The organism is Corynebacterium lizhenjunii (assembly GCF_011038655.2).
In the GTDB taxonomy this organism is placed as follows: domain Bacteria; phylum Actinomycetota; class Actinomycetes; order Mycobacteriales; family Mycobacteriaceae; genus Corynebacterium; species Corynebacterium lizhenjunii.
Genome location: NZ_CP064954.1, coordinates 760,260 through 777,451, shown reverse-complemented (window position 1 = coordinate 777,451; position 17,192 = coordinate 760,260). Strand labels below are relative to the sequence as shown.

Sequence of the window (17,192 nt, the reverse complement as noted above, 5' to 3'; positions counted from 1 at the left end):
CGGCTCCTCCACCCCCAGCCGGCCACCGCACCGCCCAAACGTGCAGGTTGTGGCTATAGTTACGGAAGTGACACACGGGGCGCAACGCGGCCCTGCTCCACCAAACGCTCCACAGCGGTGGTGGGAAAATCCTCCTGATTAAGCGCCAAAAAATAGTGGTCCCGCCACTGGCCATCAATATGAAGATTCCGCCGCAAATAGCCCTCGCGCTGAAAACCACAATTCTCCAACACACGCCCAGAGTACGGATTATCCGGCAAGTACGTAGCCGTCACCCGGTGCAGACCCACCCGCCCGAAGGCGTGGTCCACCCCCAGCGCACACGCAACAGTAGCTACCCCGTTGCCCTGATAGCCAGAGGCCACCCAATAGCCAATCCAACACTCGCTTACCGCGCCATGCTGGATATTTCCCAGCGTCAACTGGCCAGCGAAACTGCCATTGACCTCGATGGCAAACGGAACCACCGTGCCCAGTCGGGCGCTGCTACGCAAGAAGCTCAGGTGCCGCAGCCAGGCGCCGCGGCTATGCGCACTGGCCCAATCCCCCGGAACAGTAGGTTCCACTGGGCGCAACAAGGCCTCATCATTAGTGCGCATGCGCATCCACCGCTGCCCGTCGGAGCGCGCCACCGGACGCAAGCGCACCTGGAGTTTGGAACGCTGCAACAGCGCACTCGGAGTGCTTTCCGGCCAGCCGGGAGTATCCCCCACGCCGCTAAAGAGACCCACCAGCGCTTCCTTAACCGCGCTGCGCCAAAAACATCACGTCCACCACATCGCCGGGGCGAATATCATCCACCGCCTCCGGAACGCGGATCAGCGCATTCGCCCCGGAAAGCCCGGCCAGCAAATGTGCGGGAGCGCCAGTGGCACCACTGAGGCCCTCCACCAGATAATCACCGGTTTCGGCATCACGCATAAGACGGGCCCGAATATAACCGCGCCGGCCCGGACGGGACTCAATATGGTTGAGTGCACGGGCGCGCACCACCCGGCGCGCGCCACTATGCTTGCCCAATGTCACCCGGATCAGCGGGCGGATAAACACCTCAAAGATCACCAGCGCGGACACCGGATTGGCGGGCAGGAGGAAGGTGGGCACCCGCCCAGGGCCTAGCGCACCAAAGCCCTGTACAGAGCCGGGGTGCATGGCTACACGCGAGGTATCAATCTCCCCCAACTGCTCGAGCACGCCGCGGATTTCCGCGGAACCCTCCCCGCCCACAGCACCGGAAATGACCACAATTTCGCTGCGCGACAGTGCGGCCTCAATGGTCTCTTTGATCCGTCGAGGTTCACCACCGGCAATACCCACCCGATTGACTTCTGCACCCGCTTCCTTCGCCGCCGCGGCCAGGGCATAGGAATTGACATCCAGAACCTGCCCCAGGCCCGGCTCCTGGTCAATATCCACCAGCTCCTTGCCATAGGAAATAATGCTCACCCGCGGGCGCGGGTAGACCAATACCTTGTTGTGTCCCACGGCAGCCAGCAGACCAATGTGCGCTGGGGTCAGCACGGTGCCTGCCCCCACGGCGACATCGCCAGGCTGAATATCATCACCCACTCCACGCACAAAGTCCCCGGAGCGCACCGGGCGCAAGGACGTCACGCGTTTGCGGCCGCGGTCAGACCACTCCAGAGGCAAGACGGCATCGGCAAGCGTAGGCAACGGCGCCCCCGTGTGCACCCGCATGGCCTGCTTGGGCTGCAGGCGCAGGGGCTGGCGTGAACCCGCCGGAATCTCGCCTACCACCGGCAGGGAGCGCTCCACCTCCGCAGCAGCGGGCGGGGCGTCCTCCTCACTGTCTACCGCACGTCGGGCCACCAGGCCCTTTTCGCCACCAATATCAACCGCGCGCACCGCATAGCCGTCAATTGCTGCCTGTGGGAACCCCGGCAGCGGGGCGTGGGCCTGGACTTCCTCAGCGCTAAGCAGCCCCAGGGCATTCGCTATAGCTATGCGTACTGGTTCGGGAGTAAGAGCAACGCGAGTAATTAACTCCAGTTGTTCTTCCACTGAGCGCATGCGGGCAGTCCTTTCTGCAAGGGTTGTGGTGGTGACGGTGCTAGGAACAGCATATGCCCCCTTACCTAGTCTCCGCTTCAAATGCCGTCATGATGGCCTTCAAGGACTTATACAGCGCAGGACCATAGACCGGATCATGCAACCCAAAGTCCACGCACGCCGGAATATAGCCCCCGGGATTGCCCAGATCATGGCGCTTACCGCGGTGGACAACCACGTGCACCGGCTCCCCGGCGGCGATGAGCTTATCGATGGCATCGGTAAGCTGCAGCTCCCCACCCTTGCCGGGAGTAATCTGACGCAAAGCCGCAAAAATCTTGCGGTCCAGCAGGTAGCGGCCCGTGGCCACCAGGTTGGACGGCGCTTGGTCCGGCTCCGGCTTTTCCACCATGCCGACAACCTTCTTCACCAGCTCATCTTCGGTGTCTTCGACATCGAAGACCCCGTAGTTAAAGGTCTCCTCGCGCGATACCTCAAAAGCGCACAGCACGGAGCCGCCCTTGGCGGCGCGCACCCGGGCCATATCCTCCAGCACGGTGGCGGGTAGCACAATGTCGTCCGGTAGCATCACGGCAAAGGCGTCCTCATCGGCATCCAACACCGGCTCCGCCAGGCTTACCGCATGCCCCAGGCCCAGCGGCTTGGCCTGCTCAATAGCAATTGGGGCGATCAATTGGTTGGCGCGCTCCACCTTGTCCGCCTGCTCGTCCTTGCCGCGTGCACGCAGCATTTCCACCAGCTCCGGGAAGGTATCAAAATGCCGCAGCACCTCCTGCTTGGAAGGCGCGGTAATTACCGCCAGGCGTTGCGCCCCCACCGCGGCGGCCTCCTGCGCAATCAGCTCAATGCCCGGGGTGTCCACCACCGGCAGCAGTTCCTTGGGCACGGTCTTGGTGGCGGGAAGGAAACGGGTGCCCATGCCAGCGGCAGGGACCACCACCGTTCTAACGCCCACGGTAGCCTCGTCACGTGAAGTAGCCATAGGGGCCAGCCTACCGCCTAGACTCTGTCAAAGAGTGGACCAACAAGTCTAAATGACAAGGATTGTTATGAGTACTGCTGCACACATTTCTCACCGCAAGCAACAGCTGCGCGCCCAGCTCCAGCGTGCCCGCCAGCAACTCAATAGTGAGGCTGCAAAGTCTGCCGATACCGCCATCCGTGCCCACATCTGCCGCCTCGCCCAGGGGCGCACTGTGGCAGCCTACGCCCCCATGGCGGGCGAGCCAGGCGGTGCCCAGTTAGTGCCCGAGCTTGCCGATGCCGCCACGCAGCTCTGGTTGCCCATCTCCGGGCCCGCAGGCCAGCTGCTGTGGGCGCGCTACACGGGACCAGACTCCCTGGCACCAGGAGCTCTGGGGATTGCAGAGCCCACCGGGCAGCGGCGCGATTCCACCGTGCTGGCTGAATTGGACCTGATTGTGGTCCCCGCCCTGGGCTGCACCCCCGACGGGGTGCGCCTGGGCAAGGGCGCTGGCTACTATGACCGGGCACTGGCGGGCGTCAGCACCACCACCGCCGTGCTGCTCTATCCCGGGGAGGTACGCGCAGACATTCCAGTCGAGGACCATGACGCTCGCATGGACATGCATATTTCTCCAGCCGGGGTGGAACCTTTCGGGAGTTAAGGCAGTCTAAAGGGGCATGAGCTTTCTGCGTAGCCCCGAACTCGCCCTGGCCCACTGGCGGGCCCAGCTGTCCTCGCCCGGCCGGGCTCGCAGCATGCTGGTTCGCCGCGCTATCGCGACGGTCCTTTTTACGGCAGCGCTGCTGGTGCTGGCCTTTTCCGTTAGGCAGAGCCCGCAAGCCTATGTCTTTGCTGCGCCGGTGACTCCGGGCGAAGAACTTGGGGACTCGCAAGTAGAGCTGCGCCGCATTCCGCGCGCAGCACTGCCCAAGGACTACTTTGGGCCCGGGTCCTCGCCCGTGGGCTCCGTGGTGGTGGCTGGGGCAAGCCCTGGGGAAATCATCACCCCCGCGCGGGTTTTGGGCACCCAATACACCACGCAACTCGTGCGCCGGGACATTGGAGAGACAACAGGGACGGTGGTGAACTTGGTGCCGGTCGCCTTGGCAGATCCGGACATGGCCAGCCTGCTCCACCATGGCGATACCGTCAGTGTGCTCAGCGCTGGTGACAAAGGCGTCATCGCTACCGGCGGCCGGGTGGTCAGCGCGGGGATTACCAGCCCGGGAACCATCCTGCTGGCCTTCGGCGAAGCTGCTGCGCAAGAGGTTGCCGCTGCGGGGTTGACCATGCCGCTGACAGTGGTGATCACCGGCCCGCGAGCGAGCGGATCTTTGCAATAAGGACAGAACAACATTAACCTAGGCTGAGCCTTCATAACGTTTTCTTAAATCCCAGCGGGCAATAGCTCCGCTGGGTATCTTTTTGCGAAAGGGATCATTATCCATGCTTCAGGGCTTTAAAGACTTCATCATGCGCGGCAACGTGATCGAGCTGGCCACCGCCGTTATCATCGGCTCCGCCTTCACCGCCGTGGTCACCGCCATCTCTGATCACCTGATCAGCCCGATCATCGCGCTGTTCGGCGGCACGAACGTGGACGGATTCGCCTACTACCTGCGCGAGGGTAACGACGCCACCTTGGTGGACCTGGGCGCCATCATCACTGCCGCGCTGAACTTCCTCATCGTTGCCGCCGTAGTCTACTTCGTCTTCATCGCGCCGATGAACAAGTACAACGAGGTCATGGCTCGCCGCCAGGGCGTGGACCCCGAAGAGCCCGCCCCCACCAGCGAGCAGCTCCTGGCAGAAATCCGCGACCTGCTGGCGGAGCACCGCAAGCAGCACTAACTAGCACCAGCTACTGCCCATAATGGGGCGGGCGCTGTTCCTCATAAAAGGCGGCGTCGTGGCTAGCCGGTTCCTCATCGCTAACCCGGTCCAGGCTAATAAGCCGGTTCCCATCGGTATCAAAAGCCGAGTGGAACTCGGGGCGATCAGCACTACGGTCATAGTCCACGGCGTCGCTTTTGCGTACCGCCCGGCGACGGGCAGAGCGGGGACGGCGGGGATGTTGCTCAGCCAATAGATTCCCCTAAATGCTGTACTTCTGCAGCTGATCAATAAGGTGGTGTACCAGCGGCGGCAGGGTGGCCATGCCATCGCGCAGGGCGGCGCGCGAATTGGCCAAGTTCACCACCACGGTGGAACCCGACACCCCAGAGATACCGCGAGATACACAGGCATCGACCGCACCGCATGCCTGTCCGGAAGCACGCAGAGCTTGGGCAATACCGGGAACCATCTGGTCCAAAATAGAGCGGGTGGCCTCCGGGGTTTTATCCCGCGGCCCCACCCCAGTGCCGCCCACGGTCACCACCAGATCCACCCCGCCAACGACGGCGGTTTCGATAGCCTGGCGGATCTTGGCCTTCTTTGAGCGCACCACTAGTGCACCGTCGAAGGCAAACTCTGCTTCCGTAAGCAGCTCCCCCACTAAAGCGGCAGTGCGCTCAGTGTCAGCCGTAGGGTGGTCGGTGACCAAGACCGCCAGCGCCCGGCGCACGGCCCGGGGGCGGGTCTCTTGCTCCGTTGCCAACAAGAAATCAGCGTCCGGTTCCACCAAGTCAAGGAGAGCCTGCGAGGATCGCGACAACTCCCCCGTGCGAAGTCCGGTGGACGCAGAAGTGGACATATTCATCAGCGCTCCTTACAAGAGCTAGCAGTTGGAATTATTCAGACGACGTTTACTACAGGTTCAATCTACTCGGAAGTAAGCGTGACCTCTACCTGTCGCGGTTGAGAATTATCCTCGCGGACGACCTCCAGGGTTACCGTGGCCCCGAACTCCTGGGAGCGGGTGGCCGCAATCAAAGAATCTGCAGAGTCAATCTGGCGCTCATCTACCCTGGTGATAATGTCGCCCTCGCGCAACCCCGCGGCATCGGCAGGACTGCCCGGCTCCACAGCGCGGATAAGGGCGCCATCAACCATCTCCCGGGGGCTAACCTGCACACCCAGCATGGGGTGCTTGACCTGGCCAGTATTGATCAGCTGATCAGCCATCCGCTTGGCAAAAGTAGACGGAATGGCAAAGCCTAGACCAATAGAGCCGGACTCCTGGCCTCCCGTGGCAGACAACGAGGCAATCATGGAATTCATGCCCACCAAGTTGCCTTCCATATCCACCAAAGGACCACCGGAATTGCCGGGGTTAACGGCGGCATCAGTCTGGATGGCATCAATAAGCGAAGACTCGCCACCGCCCTGGGAAGCTCGCACCGGACGGTTGAGGGCAGAGACAATACCGGAAGTAACGGTGGCATTGAGCCCCAGCGGGGAACCCACCGCCACCACCCCCTGGCCCACGCGTAGCGCGCTGGAGTCCGCAAAGTCCAGGTATGGCAGGTTCTCCACGTCACGAATCTTAATCACGCCAACATCCGTATTAGCATCCGAGGCCACCAAATCAGCCGGATGCTTGGAGCCATCATTCATGGTCACCTGAATCTGTCCACCCCGCGCGCCCGCTACCACGTGATGATTAGTCAGCACATAGCCATCCGGGGAAATCACGGAGCCCGAACCCGAAGCCACCGCCCGCTCGCTGGCCACCTGGATAGCCACCACCGCGGGCAGGACTTTGGCGGCGACAGTCTCAATCGAGCCATCCACAACCGGGGCGCTTTCTTGGGAAATCGGTTGGCGCAGTACCTCATTGACGGTGGAGGTATCTGCCCGCCCGGCCCCCAGCTGACTGCCAACGTACCCACCAGCCGTACCGGCCAATAGCGCGCCCACCAGCAGTCCGGCCACCGCGCCGGTGCTCAAGCGAGCCGAATGAGCCGGGGCCGGGGGTGCCTCCCCCGCGCGAGGCTGGTTCCACCCCTGCGAAGCCTGAACTTGCTCGACATCCTGCGGGTTAGCGTGTTCACCGTGCATGGTGCATTCAACCTTCCTGCCGCAGCTCGGACTGCGGCCAACCTCAATTATTGTGCGCCCCTTGCGCTTCGAACCAGACTCAGTGAGTCTGATTCAGTGCGGCTGAATCAGCGTGCCTGACTCACTGTGCCGGACTCGTGCCGGACTCACTGTGCCTGACTCATTGTGCACTGCCGGGCTGCAGCCAGACTGGAACCACTCTGCCAAGGCCCTAAGATTAGCTGAAAGCTTCCTGTGAGGGCTGAGCTGGGGCCAACGCCTGGACACAGCTGGCGCTCGCGTCTGGACAAAGCCGGTGCTCGCGTCTGGCTGAAACTGCTGCTCACGTCTGGTTAAACCAGCGCTGCGCGAAAATCTCCCGGCGCTCACTACCGGAGTCCTCCCCCTCCAAGCCGGCGTCCTCATAACTGCGCCCAGACCCCGGTTGTCCGGGGAGGATAACCTCCATGCGGGTGCCGCCATCTGGGGACTCCTTGACCATAATCCGGCCCTCGTGGCGCTCAATAACCTGACGCACAATGGCCAAACCCAATCCGGATCCCGGCATGGAACGGGCCTCCGCAGAGCGATAAAAACGCTCAAACACCTTATCGCGCTCCTCTGGCGGAATACCCGGGCCAGAGTCATCCACACGCAACCGCATTTCATAATCGCTAATCTGGTGCATAGTCACCCGCACCACGCCAGAGGGTGGGGACCACTTGGCGGCATTATCCATCAGGTTGAGCGTGGCCCGGCCCAACGCAAATTGGTCACCCTGCACGATCCACGGCTCAATACGCACCTTGAACTCCACGTCGGGCCGACGTCGGCGGGCGCGCTCCAAGGAAGTCTCCATGACCTCATGCAGCTCCACTACCTCCGCCTTCTTCTCAGAGGCGTCCTCGCGCGCCAGGTCTACCAAGTCTCCAATGAGCGTGGACAATTCGGTCATCTGCGCCAAGACATCCTCTTCGAGTTCCTTACGGTCCTGCTCGGAGATAGTCGTCGCTGCACCAGGTTTATTCACCATGAGCAGCAACTCAATGTTGGTACGCATAGACGTCAGTGGCGTCTTGAGCTCATGGCCTGCGTCTGCCACAAACTGTGACTGCTGGATTCGAGCTTCTTGTAGCACCGAGAGCATCTCATTGAAAGAGATAGTCAGCTGGGCAATCTCATCGCTGCCCACCACCAAGATTGGGCGCAAGTCATTGGTCTGAGTCACATAATCTGCGGCCCGTTGGAGGCGAGTAATCGGCCCCAAGCCAGTTTTAGACACCCACATGCCGGCCAGCAGGGCCATGAGGATGCCAAGCGAAGCGATGACCACCAGCACCGTTCCGGTAGTAGAAATCAGCTCCCGGGTGTGCGCCAGATCCCGGGCGAGTACCACCACAGCCCCACTGCTGTGCTGCTTGGTTATCACGCGTTCCTGGCCGATAGTGCGCACCGATGTCTGCGTCTGCGACTGCGTTTCCGTCGGATTGAGCTCACCACCTACGGGAATAGAGTCCCCATAAGAATAAGTCCACTCCGAAGGAGAGATGGACACTCGAGTATTCGGATGGAACCCCTTGAATGTGGAGATCTGATCGGCTATGTCTTCAGTAGGGTCCGCGGCCAAGGTGTATTCCAACAAGGCAGTGGATTGGGATTCCAACTCACTATCAATGTCAGCTGTCATCAGCGACCCCACCAAGCCGTACGTAACCAGCGTCATCAGCCCTACTGCCCCGGCGCAGACCACCCCCGTGAGTAACGAAAGCCGCCACCGCAATGGCGCGCGTGCTTCCCAACCCCGAGCAGGCGTCCAGGGGTCTGCCTGGACGCCTTTGCCCGTGGACTCAAACTCCACTTCCACGGGCTTTCGCAAAATCACGACAAGCTCTCCCGCAACACATAGCCCACCCCGCGCACCGTGTGAATGAGGCGGGACTCGTGTTCAGCTTCCGTCTTCTTGCGCAGGTAGCCGATATAGACTTCCAGTGCATTTCCGGAAGTGGGGAAATCATATCCCCAGACTTCTTCCAAAATGGTATTGCGCGAGAGCACTTTGCGCGGGTTTTCCATCAACAGCTGCAGCAAAGAAAACTCGGTGCGGGTCAGTGAAATCAACCGCCCGCCGCGGCGGACCTCCCGGGAGTCAGAATCTAACTGCAGGTCTTCAAAACGCAACACGGGGGACTTCTGTGACGCAGGCACCCCACGGACCTCAGAGGCCGCTGCGCGCCGGACCAGGGAACGCACCCGCGCCAACAACTCCTCTAGCGCGAAAGGCTTGGGAAGGTAGTCATCCGCCCCCGCATCCAAACCCGCGACACGGTCAGAGACGCCATCGCGGGCAGTCAGCATCAGAATTGGCCGGCCCCAGCCTTCACTACGCAGCTTGCGGCACACCTCCAGGCCGTCAACATTGGGCATGTTCACATCGAGGATGACTAAGTCCGGGTTGTCCCGTTGCACGGCGTCAATGGCTTCTTGGCCGTCGCTGGCCAGATCAACGTCATAGCCATTGAAGCTCAACGAGCGGCGCAGCGACTCCCGTACAGCTTGCTCGTCATCGACAACCAAAATTCTCATGGATCTAAATGTCCTTAAACCTAGTGGTGAAAACCGGTAGCGGAGAAGAGTATAACCCACCCCATTGCACCGTGGGGAGCGCATAAAAAAGGCTATATGAAAATCCCCGTCACCGACATCGTAAGTCGGTGACGGGGATTAAGCCAGCTGCTGAATTCTAGAACTGCTCAACGTCAACCAGGCCGAGCTTGGCGGCCTTGACCAGGCGGCGCGGGATGCGCACGGTCTGGCCGTCGATCTTGACTTCCTGGAGGGCCACGTTGTCAGCCTTCCACTGGGAACGACGCGAGTGAGTATTCGCGCGGGACTTACGGAACTTGGGGGTTGCCATCTTCTTCTATCCTCCTTACGCGTTCTTCTTCTTGCGGCGAGCCATTGCACCGAAGCGCTGGTTGAAGCGCTCCACGCGGCCAGCGGTGTCCATAACGCGCTGGGCGCCGGTCCAGAACGGGTGGGACTCGGAGGTCACGTCCACGACGATGAGCGGGTACTCATTGCCATCTTCCCACTGCACGGTGCGTGCGGAGGTGGCGGTGGAACGGGTCAGGAACTGGGAACCAGTACCTGCATCCTGGAACACCACGGGGTGGTAATCCGGGTGGATATCCTTCTTCATATGTATCTTCCCTCAGGGTTGGACTACGGGTCGGTTCCCCCGTCTGCGCGGAAGATCGTGCCCGAGTTGGGATGTAGACAATGGACTGACAAACTATCAGGTGCAGTCCAGGCCGGAGCCTGGGCAACTTGATACATGCTACACCGCATGCGAGGTATTCTAAAATCTCTCCCGGCGGGATCAATTAGGCAAATCCTTAGCGGCTGTGTAAACTTGCTGCTTGCTGTTGTCATACTGTACGTAAAACGCCTACGTCTACTGGTATTTGGCAGCCGGTCCATGCCGCTCACCCTCACACTTCGAGCGTCGTAGCACCCTCACACTCGCTACTTTCGGGCCTGCGGTCACTAGCCATGATGTGGGCGGCTAGGAGAAAGAAGACCCATGTCGGCTATTTGCCAGGTAACGGGCCGCAAGCCGGAATTCGGCAAGCAGGTCTCGCACTCGCACCGCCGCACTTCGCGCCGTTGGAACCCCAACGTGCAGCGTCGTCGCTACTACCTGCCCTCTGAGGGCCGCACCATCACCCTGACTGTTTCCACCAAGGGCATCAAGATCATCGACCGCGACGGCATTGAGTCCGTGGTGGCCAAGATTCGCGCACGTGGGGAGAAGATCTAACAGATGGCACGCAACGACATCCGCCCAATCATCAAGCTGAAGTCCACTGCGGGTACCGGTTACACCTACGTCACCCGTAAGAACAAGCGCAACAACCCGGATCGCATCACCTTGAAGAAGTTCGATCCGATTGTCCGCAAGCACGTCGAATTCCGCGAGGAGCGATAATCTATGGCTAAGAAGTCTAAGATCGCCAAGAACGAGCAGCGCAAGGAAATCGTCGCCCGCTATGCGGAGCGTCGCGCTGAGCTCAAGGCAATTATCAAGAACCCGAACACCTCTGATGAGGACCGCTTGGACGCACAGTTCGAGCTGAACCGTCAGCCTCGTGACGCCTCCCCGTCCCGCGTCCGTAACCGCGACGCTGCCGACGGCCGTCCGCGCGGCTACCTGCGTAAGTTCGGTCTGTCCCGTGTCCGTATGCGTGGCATGGCTCACCGTGGTGAGCTGCCAGGCGTTCGCAAGTCCAGCTGGTAAAGGGGAAAAGCACAATGGCTATCAAGCGCAATGCTAAGAAGTTCCGCGTGGAGCAGTCCCGCCGCCCTAAGAAGAACCCGCTGAAGGCTGCCGGGATCGAAAAGGTCGACTACAAAGACACCAAGACCCTGCGTCTGTTCATCTCTGACCGCGGCAAGATTCGTTCCCGTCGCGTCACCGGCCTGACCCCGCAGCAGCAGCGTCAGGTTGCTACCGCGGTGAAGAACGCTCGCGAAATGGCTCTCCTGCCGTTCACCACGCGCTAAACAGTAGCGTCGGTTTCAACAGCGTTTCTTCTTCAGACCCGTTGTCCGCCCCTAGAGGCGCGCAGCGGGTCTGAGTCGTTTTCCCGCCTGCTAAAATTGGGCAGTCGACACAAACTTGGCACCGCACATTCACCCTCACCCCCGTTGCAGAAAGGACCCCGCCATGGCATTGCACCCCTCGCTGTTAGCCTTGAGCGAAGTGGCACTCCACTGTGACTCCCGCGCTGCTGCGCGCGGCATCGTGGCAGAGTCCCAACAAATGCTGCGCAACGCGGTCGAACACCGGGAAGATGAAGAGGCCTTGGCGGCGTGGTTCTCGCGGCTGGTCTGCGATCTGGTGCGCTGCCCCGCCGTGGACAGCCAAGTGCGGCTAACCGGTGCGGTGGCTACATGCGATGCCCTGCCCACCTCCCCCATCCGGTGGCTCGGTGAAGATCCGGAGCTGGCACAGTTTCTCACCGAGGTTGGTCTGTACGGCGACCCGGTGGCTCTTACTCCTGAGTATGCTGCTGACGCCGGGCTGGTGTCTGCCCATGCCCCTGGGCTAGAGATCGCCTTAAACCAGCGCCCACCGCACATGCAGATGGTCTACGGCCTTCCAGACCGCGCAGCGGTGGTGGACATTCAGGGCCATTTGCTTTCCCCCATCCGCGCTATCGCCCGCTGGGCGGCCCCGGCCCCGCGTCAGGTGGCTGACCGTCTGGCCATTGGTCGCGAGCGGGAGCTGCTCACCGCTGCGGAGGCAGATGCCTTGAGTCAAGCGTGGGCTACCGGTTTGGCTCTTGAGTTACGCAATTGGCACACCCATGTCACCAGCGCAGACCTTTGCTGGGATGACCTCACCGCGCTGGACCGCACCGCCTATGGTGCAGCGTCTCGCATGGTGGCGCAGGTTTGTGATTCCCTGGGTGCACGTCACGGTTGAAAGTGCACCCGTTGCGTATAATCTAGTGGTGTTATGCGCGCCCCCAGAATTCTGCCTGCCTCAGCCCTTGGCGGTTGGAGCCCTTGGCTGCTCTGGAGCACGTGAACCAATTAGGGGGCGGCGCACGTTATGAATGTTAATTGTCAAAGGAGACGACCGCAGTGGCAGGAGCTGTAGGCAGGCCGCGTAAGAATAGCCCGCGCCGCCGGGGAAAGACGGCGCGGGAGGAGATCCTCGACGCATCTGCGGAGCTTTTTACCACCCAGGGTTTTGCCACTACTTCCACGCACCAGATTGCAGAGGCCGTGGGCATCCGCCAGGCGTCGCTGTATTACCACTTCCCGTCGAAGACGGAGATCTTTTTGACCTTGCTCAATTCCACTATTGCCCCTTCCTTGGGCTTGGCGGAGGAGCTGCGGGAGCATTCTGATGCCCCTGCGGAACAGCTGCTGTGGGCCCTGGTGGCCGCGGAGTCGCGCCTGTTGTTGACCAGTGGGTGGAATGTGGGCCGGCTCTATCAGCTGCCGGTGGCTAACTCGGAGGAATTCTCTGAGTACCATGAGGCGCGCGCCCAGCTGCAGGAGCATTTCCGCACCCACGCCGCGGCCATTGTGGGCGCCGATGATCCCCGCGTGGAGTTGCCCTTCCACATTGCGTTGTCCGTCATTGAGATGCGCCCCAATAATGGTAATCCCCCCTACCGCGCCGCCCAGGACATCCCAGAGACCGCAGTCATGCTTGCCGATGCCGCCTTGGCAGTCCTCGGCGCCCAGCCCCCCGCGGACCGCTACCAGGCAACCTTGGATTTGCTCAAAAACCGCAAGGACGCTATTGCTACCGTCCCTGCGGACCCCAAGAATAAGGAGTAGCTTCCCCTTAGTGGGAGAAGTGGCGGGTGCCGGTGAGGTACATGGTCACCCCTGCTGCCTGAGCAGCGGCAATGACTTCCTCATCACGGATGGAACCGCCCGGCTGCACCACGGCCTTTACCCCTGCGTCTAGCAGCACTTGGAGGCCGTCGGCGAAGGGGAAGAAGGCATCGGAAGCGGCATAGGCACCACGGGCGCGCTCCTGACCATCTTCTGCCAGGGAGTTGGCGCGCTCCACAGCGAGCTTGGCGGAATCAACGCGGTTAACCTGGCCCATGCCCACGCCCACAGCGGCATTGTTCTTGGTCAAGATGATGGCGTTGGACTTGACTGAGCGCACGCTGCGCCATGCAAATTCGAGCTCTGCTAGCTCGGCGCCGTCTAGCGCCTCACCAGCAGCCAGGGTCCAGTTTTCCGGCTTATCGCCCGGCGCCTGGTAGAGGTCCGGCTCCTGGGTAATAACGCCGCCGGAGATGTGCTTGATCTCCACGCTGGGGGCCTCGTACTCGGCGACCAGAATGCGCAGGTTCGGTTTGGCGGAGAGGACCTCCACCGCGCCATCCTCGTAGGACGGTGCCACAATGACTTCGGTAAAGATCTCCTTGACCTGCTGCGCCATCTCCACAGTGACCTCACGGTTTACCGCAATGACCCCGCCAAAAGCAGAGACCGGGTCGCACGCGTGCGCGGCGCGGTGCGCCGCCGCGATGGACTCGTCAGAAACCGCAATGCCGCAGGGGTTGGCGTGTTTAATAATGGCCACGCAGGGGCGCTGGTGGTCCCAGGCCGCCCGCCAGGCGGCGTCGGCATCCTGGTAGTTGTTGTAGGACATGTCCTTGCCACCTAACTGCTGGGCATTGGCCAAGCCCTTGGTGCCGGTGCGGCGCACGGAGGCGGCCTGGTGGGAGTTCTCGCCATAACGCAAGGCGCCATCGCCCAGCTGATCCACAAACCAGGCGGACACGGCGGCATCGTAGTCCGCGGTGTGCAAGAAGGCGTCCCGGGCCAACTCCCGGCGCTGCTCCAGGCTGAACCCACCCGCTGCTACTGCAGTAGCCACATCCGCGTAGCGGGCCGGGTCCACCACAATCGCCACCGAGGGGTGGTTCTTGGCCGCCGCGCGCACCATGGACGGGCCTCCAATGTCGATCTGCTCCACGCAGCCGTCAAAGTCAGCGCCGGATGCCACGGTCTCCCGGAAGGGGTAGAGATTGACCACTACCAGCTGGAAGGCTTCGACTCCGAGCTCAGCAAGCTGTGCGAGGTGGTCCTCCTTGCGGGTGTCTGCCAAAATGCCCGCGTGCACCTTCGGGTGCAGGGTCTTTACCCGGCCCTCCAGGCACTCGGGGAACCCGGTCACTTCCTCCACAGGAGTGACGTCAATGCCCAAGCTGGCAATCTTCGCGGCAGTTGAGCCGGTAGAGACAATCTCTACCCCGGCGCTATCAAGCGCCCGGGCTAGCTCTTCCAGGCCAGTCTTGTCATAAACGCTAATCAATGCCCGCTTAATCTGCTTGACATCAGTCATGGTTGGCATCTTCCTCTTCAAAGTGGGAGTGGTACATAGAATTCTGCGAAAGTCGTGACTTGCCCATCGACTTAGATATCAATGCGCAACGTGCCCTGCTCCGCGCGAGCTGCCCGCAATACGGCGACGATGAGTTCCCGCTCTACCTTCTTGATGCGCTCGTGCAGGCTGGCCTCCGTATCTCCAGGTTCAACTTCCACGGCGCGCTGCGCGATAATCGCGCCGGTATCTACCCCGGCGTCGACAAAGTGCACGGTAGAACCGGTGACCTTCACACCATAGGCCAGCGCATCCCGCACCCCATGGGCTCCGGGAAATGCCGGCAGCAACGCGGGGTGGGTGTTGATGGTGCGCCCCTCGAAGCGTTGCAAAAACGCCGGGCCAAGAATGCGCATAAAACCAGCAGAAACCACCGCGTCCGGCTCGCCTACAGCGGCGGCCATGCGGTGGTTCCAGCCCTTTCGATCCGTGGCGTCAAAGGCCACAATTTCCGCGGGGATTCCGGCAGCGCGGGCACGCTCGATGCCCTGGCAGTCCACATCTGCGACCACCTTGCTCACCCGATAGGACTCGTCCTGATTATCAATGATGCTCTGCAGGAGAGAACCGGTACCAGATACCAGCACCACAATGTTCAAGCCGGTATCTGGCGCGGAGTCTTGGGCAGTACAGGCTTGGGCAGTACAGGGCCGTTGCGATGAAGTCACGGCTTCCAGCCTAGTCAGTGGCCTCTTCTTCCGGAACTTCGGGGTCAGCCACTTCTTCCGACAGCTCGGGGTCAGCCACTTCCTCCGGAAGCTCCGGGTCAGCCTCGCCTACTGGAGCTTCGGGGCTCTGCCGCCTCCGCAGGGCTTCCACCCCGGCTACTGCCAGGCCAGTTAGCGCCGCCCATATTCCACACAGGACTGCAGCTAGCCACCACCGTGGTCCCACCCAGCCATAGTGCCCCAGCGTTCCCGATGCCGCGTACACCAGGATGGCAGTAAACGCCACGGTCCATCCACCGGCTGCAAGCGCATGGCTCCAGTTGGGCCGGCGCCACACCCCCACGCCGATGCCAACCGCCACCGGCAACACCAAGGCGATGGGTGCCCAGGCGGGGGCATCGGCAGGCACGGCAGCCAGCAGCGGCAGCGGAGGCAGCGGCACCAGGACGGACTCGAAGACGCTCACGCTGGCTTCCCCCAGCTGGAAATCAGCACCAGAGAGCACCGCCAGCACCGCCACCACCGCATTCGGAGCATAGGCGATGCTCAACCCCAGCAGACCGGCCACCGTCCCACCGTCGGTTACGGGGTACTGTGCCCACAACTGGCCCTGCTGGTCCCAGCGCACGGCCACCAGGACCACCAGAACCACCGCTGCGGCAGCCGCTAGCGTCAGGAAGAAATACATGGCGGTAATGGCGGCATCGACAAGCCACCGAGGTACCCCGTAGCGGCCTGCCAGGGCCTTCCACAGGCGCGGGCCCATGCCCAGGGCCAAGGCCACCAGGTGCAGCAAAATTGGCCGCACCAGTGCAGCTAGCACCGGCGGCGCCTGGACGTCATAGACCTTGGAGGCGTCCCACAGCATGAACCAAGCCACCAGGGTCAGTACCGTCGGCACCAGCACGCAACAAGCGGCCAACAGCAGCAAATCGCGCTCACTGACGCGCTCCTTAACCCGGTGGTGCACACGCCGCGCCACCAACCAGACCAACAGCCCGGCTGGGATCAGCGGAAACAACGCCAGGCTGGCGTCTTGGATGCTCAGCGCACCTAGCGACACCACCATCCACGCAGAGCCGATAATGGTGGGCAGCCAGGCCATCGGCGCCCCCGCCAGCAGCACTCCAGTCAGGGACGCGGCAATGATGACGCCCACGAAGATGACGCTCGGCAGCCCAACCACCAGCAGCATCTGCCACAGCATGCCCGGAAGGGTCTCCGGCTGGTGTCTGCGGTGCTGAGAGTTCTTATCTCGCACCTTGGTGGCCACCCGCGCAGCGGCGGGTTGCGCGCGGTTGCGGCGGGATTCGCGGGAGTGCGGGCTGGTGTTCTTGCTCATCGTGCCCACCACTTTGCCACGCCTTGCGCTCACTGCCGGTTATCCCACGCGTGCCATACCTTATTAATAAGGCACACGCTGCACGATAAGCCACATGCTGCCCGCAGATTTGCTGGCATCACAGGCGTAACAAGCTGCGAAAACTTAGGCAATTTTAAGACGTGCGGCTCGGAGGCCTAAAATGTGGCCACATGGGGGTACGCGGCCCGTCGAGGGGTTGCCCAATCGTTACCGAAACGCTATTGTTACCATTCGTTGGTAACAAGAAGGTCACAAATGTGTAACTGAGCCAGCTCAGCACCCAACTCAGGGTCCAGCTCAGCGCCCACAACACATGGA

At 61.7% G+C, this 17,192-nt stretch carries 22 protein-coding genes; 9 read left to right on the top strand and 13 right to left on the bottom strand.

From position 1 onward, the window contains the following. Nucleotides 1-59 precede the first annotated feature (59 nt). The 3 genes from G7Y31_RS03660 to G7Y31_RS03650 all read right to left on the bottom strand — a co-directional run bounded on the left by G7Y31_RS03660 (nucleotide 60) and on the right by G7Y31_RS03650 (nucleotide 3,013). Nucleotides 60-731, bottom strand: a complete 672-nt coding sequence (locus G7Y31_RS03660) for a GNAT family N-acetyltransferase (RefSeq protein ID WP_235923012.1) — start codon at nucleotides 729-731, stop codon at nucleotides 60-62. Between the two features lie 10 nt (nucleotides 732-741). Next, entirely contained in the window at nucleotides 742-2,031 is a 1,290-nt protein-coding gene (gene glp / locus G7Y31_RS03655; RefSeq protein ID WP_165007869.1) for a molybdotransferase-like divisome protein Glp, read from the bottom strand. Nucleotides 2,032-2,092: 61 nt separating this feature from the next. Next, the gene (locus G7Y31_RS03650; RefSeq protein ID WP_165007871.1) at nucleotides 2,093-3,013 is read right to left on the bottom strand and encodes a UTP--glucose-1-phosphate uridylyltransferase; all 921 of its coding nucleotides are present in this window, start codon (nucleotides 3,011-3,013) and stop codon (nucleotides 2,093-2,095) included. Between the two features lie 67 nt (nucleotides 3,014-3,080). On the opposite strand from G7Y31_RS03650, the gene G7Y31_RS03645 reads away from it, so the two are divergent. From G7Y31_RS03645 to mscL, 3 genes are all read left to right on the top strand, one after another. After that, nucleotides 3,081-3,659 carry a 5-formyltetrahydrofolate cyclo-ligase gene (locus G7Y31_RS03645; protein ID WP_235923013.1) on the top strand — a complete coding sequence of 193 codons (579 nt, stop codon included), beginning with the start codon at nucleotides 3,081-3,083 and terminating at the stop codon, nucleotides 3,657-3,659. 16 nt (nucleotides 3,660-3,675) lie between these two features. Continuing rightward, nucleotides 3,676-4,341 (top strand): SAF domain-containing protein, encoded by a 666-nt coding sequence (locus tag G7Y31_RS03640; RefSeq protein ID WP_165007875.1) that lies wholly within the window; start codon nucleotides 3,676-3,678, stop codon nucleotides 4,339-4,341. Nucleotides 4,342-4,444: 103 nt separating this feature from the next. After that, entirely contained in the window at nucleotides 4,445-4,849 is a 405-nt protein-coding gene (gene mscL / locus G7Y31_RS03635; protein ID WP_165007877.1) for a large conductance mechanosensitive channel protein MscL, read from the top strand. A 10-nt stretch (nucleotides 4,850-4,859) separates the two neighbouring features. On the opposite strand, the gene G7Y31_RS03630 is transcribed toward mscL, so the two are convergent. From G7Y31_RS03630 to G7Y31_RS03600, 7 genes are all read right to left on the bottom strand, one after another. Continuing rightward, nucleotides 4,860-5,084, bottom strand: coding sequence for a hypothetical protein (locus G7Y31_RS03630; RefSeq protein WP_165007879.1), 225 nt, complete (start codon nucleotides 5,082-5,084; stop codon nucleotides 4,860-4,862). A 9-nt stretch (nucleotides 5,085-5,093) separates the two neighbouring features. Then, nucleotides 5,094-5,693, bottom strand: a complete 600-nt coding sequence (locus G7Y31_RS03625; RefSeq protein ID WP_165007882.1) for a MogA/MoaB family molybdenum cofactor biosynthesis protein — start codon at nucleotides 5,691-5,693, stop codon at nucleotides 5,094-5,096. 68 nt (nucleotides 5,694-5,761) lie between these two features. Then, a complete protein-coding gene (locus tag G7Y31_RS03620) occupies nucleotides 5,762-6,940 on the bottom strand; it encodes a S1C family serine protease (protein WP_165007884.1) in 1,179 nt (392 codons plus the stop codon). 322 nt (nucleotides 6,941-7,262) lie between these two features. After that, a complete protein-coding gene (locus tag G7Y31_RS03615) occupies nucleotides 7,263-8,801 on the bottom strand; it encodes a HAMP domain-containing sensor histidine kinase (protein WP_165007886.1) in 1,539 nt (512 codons plus the stop codon). Beyond that, nucleotides 8,798-9,502 (bottom strand): response regulator transcription factor, encoded by a 705-nt coding sequence (locus G7Y31_RS03610; protein ID WP_165007888.1) that lies wholly within the window; start codon nucleotides 9,500-9,502, stop codon nucleotides 8,798-8,800. Before G7Y31_RS03610 ends, G7Y31_RS03615 begins: the two co-directional genes overlap by 4 nt. 157 nt (nucleotides 9,503-9,659) lie before the next feature. Beyond that, complete coding sequence (gene rpmF / locus G7Y31_RS03605; RefSeq protein WP_136140826.1) at nucleotides 9,660-9,833, bottom strand: 50S ribosomal protein L32; 174 nt, start codon at nucleotides 9,831-9,833, stop codon at nucleotides 9,660-9,662. Between the two features lie 15 nt (nucleotides 9,834-9,848). Beyond that, nucleotides 9,849-10,118: a type B 50S ribosomal protein L31 gene (locus G7Y31_RS03600; RefSeq protein ID WP_165007890.1), complete on the bottom strand. Its 270-nt coding sequence runs from the start codon at nucleotides 10,116-10,118 to the stop codon at nucleotides 9,849-9,851. A gap of 384 nt (nucleotides 10,119-10,502) precedes the next feature. Here G7Y31_RS03600 and rpmB point away from each other — a divergent pair, with 384 nt between their 5' ends. From rpmB to G7Y31_RS03570, 6 genes are all read left to right on the top strand, one after another. Further along, on the top strand, nucleotides 10,503-10,739 hold the full coding sequence (gene rpmB / locus G7Y31_RS03595) for a 50S ribosomal protein L28 (RefSeq protein WP_165007892.1): 237 nt from the start codon (nucleotides 10,503-10,505) through the stop codon (nucleotides 10,737-10,739). A gap of 3 nt (nucleotides 10,740-10,742) precedes the next feature. Next, a complete protein-coding gene (rpmG, locus tag G7Y31_RS03590) occupies nucleotides 10,743-10,907 on the top strand; it encodes a 50S ribosomal protein L33 (protein WP_010187624.1) in 165 nt (54 codons plus the stop codon). Between the two features lie 3 nt (nucleotides 10,908-10,910). Continuing rightward, nucleotides 10,911-11,216, top strand: coding sequence for a 30S ribosomal protein S14 (gene rpsN / locus G7Y31_RS03585; protein WP_035107129.1), 306 nt, complete (start codon nucleotides 10,911-10,913; stop codon nucleotides 11,214-11,216). Between the two features lie 14 nt (nucleotides 11,217-11,230). Next, nucleotides 11,231-11,482: a 30S ribosomal protein S18 gene (gene rpsR / locus G7Y31_RS03580; RefSeq protein WP_165007894.1), complete on the top strand. Its 252-nt coding sequence runs from the start codon at nucleotides 11,231-11,233 to the stop codon at nucleotides 11,480-11,482. A gap of 163 nt (nucleotides 11,483-11,645) precedes the next feature. Beyond that, a complete protein-coding gene (locus G7Y31_RS03575) occupies nucleotides 11,646-12,407 on the top strand; it encodes a hypothetical protein (RefSeq protein ID WP_165007896.1) in 762 nt (253 codons plus the stop codon). Between the two features lie 161 nt (nucleotides 12,408-12,568). After that, nucleotides 12,569-13,276 (top strand): TetR/AcrR family transcriptional regulator, encoded by a 708-nt coding sequence (locus G7Y31_RS03570; protein ID WP_165007899.1) that lies wholly within the window; start codon nucleotides 12,569-12,571, stop codon nucleotides 13,274-13,276. Nucleotides 13,277-13,283: 7 nt separating this feature from the next. On the opposite strand, the gene purH is transcribed toward G7Y31_RS03570, so the two are convergent. From purH to G7Y31_RS03555, 3 genes are all read right to left on the bottom strand, one after another. After that, nucleotides 13,284-14,804, bottom strand: coding sequence for a bifunctional phosphoribosylaminoimidazolecarboxamide formyltransferase/IMP cyclohydrolase (gene purH, locus G7Y31_RS03565; protein WP_165007901.1), 1,521 nt, complete (start codon nucleotides 14,802-14,804; stop codon nucleotides 13,284-13,286). Nucleotides 14,805-14,875: 71 nt separating this feature from the next. Further along, nucleotides 14,876-15,430 (bottom strand): phosphoribosylglycinamide formyltransferase, encoded by a 555-nt coding sequence (gene purN / locus G7Y31_RS03560; RefSeq protein WP_244977460.1) that lies wholly within the window; start codon nucleotides 15,428-15,430, stop codon nucleotides 14,876-14,878. 91 nt (nucleotides 15,431-15,521) lie between these two features. Then, complete coding sequence (locus tag G7Y31_RS03555; RefSeq protein WP_165007903.1) at nucleotides 15,522-16,853, bottom strand: cell division protein PerM; 1,332 nt, start codon at nucleotides 16,851-16,853, stop codon at nucleotides 15,522-15,524. Nucleotides 16,854-17,192: the final 339 nt, after the last annotated feature.